At 62.1% G+C, this 4,155-nt stretch carries 4 protein-coding genes; all 4 read left to right on the forward strand.

The window, feature by feature from the left end; all coding sequences use genetic code 11:
* Positions 1 to 59: 59 nt before the first annotated feature.
* Positions 60 to 431 carry a 30S ribosomal protein S12 gene (rpsL, locus tag V6M50_RS19930; protein ID WP_037515637.1) on the forward strand — a complete coding sequence of 124 codons (372 nt, stop codon included), beginning with the start codon at positions 60 to 62 and terminating at the stop codon, positions 429 to 431.
* A 73-nt stretch (positions 432 to 504) separates the two neighbouring features.
* Positions 505 to 975 (forward strand): 30S ribosomal protein S7, encoded by a 471-nt coding sequence (gene rpsG, locus V6M50_RS19935; RefSeq protein WP_310087357.1) that lies wholly within the window; start codon positions 505 to 507, stop codon positions 973 to 975.
* A 61-nt stretch (positions 976 to 1,036) separates the two neighbouring features.
* Entirely contained in the window at positions 1,037 to 3,109 is a 2,073-nt protein-coding gene (gene fusA / locus V6M50_RS19940; RefSeq protein WP_332820330.1) for an elongation factor G, read from the forward strand.
* A gap of 162 nt (positions 3,110 to 3,271) precedes the next feature.
* Positions 3,272 to 4,155: elongation factor Tu (tuf, locus tag V6M50_RS19945; RefSeq protein WP_332820331.1), on the forward strand; the 884-nt coding region annotated here is incomplete at its 3' end.

A 4,155-nucleotide genomic window follows, 5' to 3' on the forward strand; every position in this document is an offset into this window, starting at 1 on the left:
TCCACCGCAGTACAGTAACCGTTCGCTTTGATGGGCGGACATTTAAAGGTGAAGCATTCATGCCCACGATCAACCAGCTGGTCCGCAAGGGCCGGACTCCCCAGAAGGTGAAGTCCAAGGTCCCGGCGATGGACGCAAACCCGCAAAAGCGCGGCGTTTGCACCCGTGTCTACACGACGACCCCGAAAAAGCCGAACTCGGCGCTCCGCAAGGTTGCGAAGGTCCGCCTGACCAACCAGCGCGAGGTCATCACCTACATCCCCGGCGAAGGCCACAACCTCCAGGAACACAGCGTTGTGCTGATCCGCGGCGGCCGTGTCCGCGATCTTCCCGGTGTGCGTTACCACGTCCTGCGCGGCGTGCTCGATACGCAGGGTGTGAAGGACCGCAAGCAGAGCCGTTCGAAGTACGGCGCCAAGCGTCCGAAGTAAGGACCGCTTTTTCGGCTATTTGATCATCCCAGGCTGCCTTGGCGCCGGGATGCTGTTGTAAAAGGAATTACCTATGGCTCGTCGTCGTCGTCCTGAACGCCGCGAAATCCTGCCCGATCCCCGTTTCGGTGATACGGTGCTGTCGAAATTCATGAACAGCGTCATGCTGGACGGGAAAAAGTCCGTCGCCGAAAGCATCGTTTACGGTGCGCTCGAATCGGTCGAAGCCCGTGCCAAGAAGGAACCGATCGGCGTGTTCCACGAAGCGCTGGCGAACATCCGCCCGAACATCGAAGTCCGCAGCCGCCGCGTCGGCGGTGCGACCTACCAGGTTCCCGTCGAAGTCCGTCCGGACCGTGCGCAGGCGCTCGCGATCCGCTGGCTGATCACCGCCGCGCGCAACCGCAGCGAAACGACGATGGCTGCGCGGCTGTCGGGCGAACTGCTCGACGCGTCGAACAATCGCGGCAACGCGGTGAAGAAGCGCGAAGACACGCATCGCATGGCCGAAGCCAACCGCGCGTTCAGCCACTACCGCTGGTAACAATCCTTCCTATATTGGGGGAGGCCGACAAAGCCTCCCCCCGCTACTTAAGGAACCTCTCATGGCACGCAGCCATCCGCTCGACAAATATCGCAACATTGGGATCATGGCGCACATCGACGCCGGCAAGACCACGACGACCGAGCGCATCCTCTATTACACCGGCAAGTCCTACAAGATCGGCGAAGTCCATGACGGCGCCGCGACGATGGACTGGATGGAACAAGAGCAAGAGCGCGGCATCACGATCACGTCGGCTGCGACCACCTGCTTCTGGAACGACCACCGGATCAACATCATCGACACCCCCGGGCACGTCGACTTCACCATCGAAGTCGAGCGTTCGCTCCGCGTGCTCGACGGTGCCGTGGCGTGCTTCGACGGCGTTGCCGGCGTCGAGCCGCAGTCGGAAACCGTGTGGCGCCAGGCCGACCGTTACGGCGTGCCGCGCATGTGCTTCATCAACAAGCTCGACCGCACCGGTGCGAACTTCGAATATTGCGTCCAGTCGATCATCGATCGCCTCGGTGCGCGCCCGGCCGTGCTGTACATCCCGATCGGGATCGAAGCCGACCTCAAGGGCCTCGTCGACCTTGTCCACAACCGCGCGATCGTCTGGAAGGACGAAGCGCTGGGCGCCGAATTCTTCTATGAAGAGATCCCGGCCGACCTCGCCGACAAGGCCGCCGAATACCGCACCAACCTCATCGAGATGGCCGTCGAGCAAGACGATGATGTCATGGAAGCCTATCTGGGCGGCGACGAACCCGACGTCGACACGCTGAAGCGCCTGATCCGCAAGGGCACGCTGAACCAGTCGTTCGTCCCCGTCTGCTGCGGCTCGGCGTTCAAGAACAAGGGCGTCCAGCCGTTGCTCGACGCCGTCGTCGACTATCTGCCGAGCCCGCTCGACATTCCCGACGTCCAGGGCCTCAAGCTCGACGGCGAGACCCCCGATTCGCGTCCGCCGGCCGATGATGCGCCGCTGTCGCTGCTGGCGTTCAAGATCATGAACGACCCGTTCGTCGGCTCGCTGACCTTCGCCCGCATCTATTCGGGCACCCTGACCAAGGGCACCTACCTGAACTCGGTCAAGGACAAGAAGGAAAAGATCGGCCGCATGCTGCTGATGCACGCGAACAGCCGCGAAGACATCGACGAAGCCTTTGCCGGCGACATCGTTGCGCTTGCGGGCCTCAAGGAAACCACGACCGGGGACACGCTCTGCGCCACCAACGCGCCGATCATCCTCGAACGCATGGTCTTCCCCGATCCCGTTATCGAACTGTCGGTGGAACCGAAGACCAAGGCCGACCAGGAACGTATGGGCATCGCGCTCAACCGCCTGGCCGCCGAGGATCCCTCGTTCCGCGTGTCGACCGACCATGAATCGGGCCAGACGATCATCAAGGGCATGGGCGAGCTTCACCTCGACATCCTCGTCGATCGCATGCGCCGCGAGTTCAAGGTCGAGGCGAATGTCGGGGCGCCGCAGGTGGCGTATCGCGAATCGCTCGCGAAGGCTGTCGACGTCGATTACACCCACAAGAAGCAGTCGGGTGGCTCGGGCCAGTTCGGCCGCGTCAAGGTGACGGTTGTTCCCGGCGAACGCGGTTCGGGCATTGTTTTCAGCGACGAGATCAAGGGCGGCAACATCCCGCGCGAATATATCCCGTCGGTTGAAAAGGGCATGCGCGAGAGCGCCGAGAACGGCCACATGATCGGCTTCCCGATCATCGATTTCGAAATCAAGCTGACCGACGGCGCCTATCACGACGTCGACTCGTCGGCGCTGGCGTTCGAAATCGCAGGCCGTGCAGCGATGCGCGAAGTGGCGGCGAAAGCCGGTATCAAGCTGCTCGAGCCGGTGATGAAGGTCGAAGTGACGACGCCCGAGGATTTCATGGGCGACGTGATCGGCGATCTCAACAGCCGCCGCGGTCAGATCCAGGGCACCGACAGCCGGGGCAACGCCCAGGTCGTCGAGGCGATGGTGCCGCTGGCGAACATGTTCGGCTACGTCAACCAGCTGCGCAGCTTCACGCAGGGCCGCGCACAATATTCGATGCAATTCTCGCATTATGAGGAAGTGCCGACAAATGTCGCCGAAGAGGTGAAAGCCAAAATGGCGTAAGCTTTTTTGCGGGGTGGATGGCTTTCGGGCCGCTTTCACCCCGCAGGGCTTGCCCTCTTCTGCAAAGCCGACTAAGGGCGGCGCCTGTTTCAACAGGCGGTCCGCCGACTGAACAATTTTCTGAGCATTTAGACACGCCAGACGAAGGACAAGGGTAAAATCATGGCCAAGGCAAAATTCGAGCGGAACAAGCCGCACTGCAACATCGGCACCATCGGTCACGTCGACCATGGCAAGACCTCGCTGACCGCAGCGATCACCAAGGTGCTCGCCGAAACGTCGGGCGGCGTCGCCGTCGACTTCGCGAACATCGACAAGGCGCCCGAAGAGCGCGAGCGCGGCATCACCATTTCGACCGCGCACGTCGAATATGAAACCGGCGCCCGCCACTATGCGCACGTCGATTGCCCGGGCCACGCCGACTATGTGAAGAACATGATCACCGGTGCCGCCCAGATGGACGGCGCGATCCTCGTCGTGTCGGCCGCTGATGGCCCGATGCCGCAGACCAAGGAGCACATCCTGCTCGCGAAGCAGGTCGGCGTTCCGACCATGGTCGTCTTCCTCAACAAGGTCGACCAGCTGGACGATCCCGAGCTGCTCGAACTCGTCGAACTCGAAATCCGCGAAGAACTTTCGAAGCGCGACTTCGACGGCGACAATATCCCGATCATCCCGGGTTCGGCTCTCGCCGCTCTCGAAGGCCGCGACGACGCCATCGGCAAGGACGCGATCCTGAAGCTGATGGAAGCCGTCGATGCGTGGATCCCGCAGCCCGAGCGTCCGCTCGACAAGCCCTTCCTGATGCCGATCGAAGACGTGTTCTCGATCTCGGGTCGCGGCACCGTCGTCACCGGCCGTATCGAAACCGGCATCGTCAAGGTTGGTGAAGAAGTCGAAATCGTCGGCATCAAGGACACCAAGAAGACCGTCGTCACCGGCGTCGAAATGTTCCGCAAGCTGCTCGACCAGGGCCAGGCTGGCGATAACGTCGGTGCGCTGATCCGCGGCGTCGGCCGTGAAGAAGTCGAGCGTGGCCAGGTTCT

The organism is Sphingopyxis sp., from assembly GCF_036675685.1.
Lineage (GTDB): Bacteria > Pseudomonadota > Alphaproteobacteria > Sphingomonadales > Sphingomonadaceae > Sphingopyxis.

Bases quoted from the DNA above. Each gene is read 5' to 3' on its own strand.
- rpsG (WP_310087357.1), top strand. From the start codon at position 505: ATGGCTCGTCGTCGTCGTCCTGAACGCCGCGAAATCCTGCCCGATCCC.
- rpsL (WP_037515637.1), top strand. From the start codon at position 60: ATGCCCACGATCAACCAGCTGGTCCGCAAGGGCCGGACTCCCCAGAAG.
- fusA (WP_332820330.1), top strand. From the start codon at position 1,037: ATGGCACGCAGCCATCCGCTCGACAAATATCGCAACATTGGGATCATG.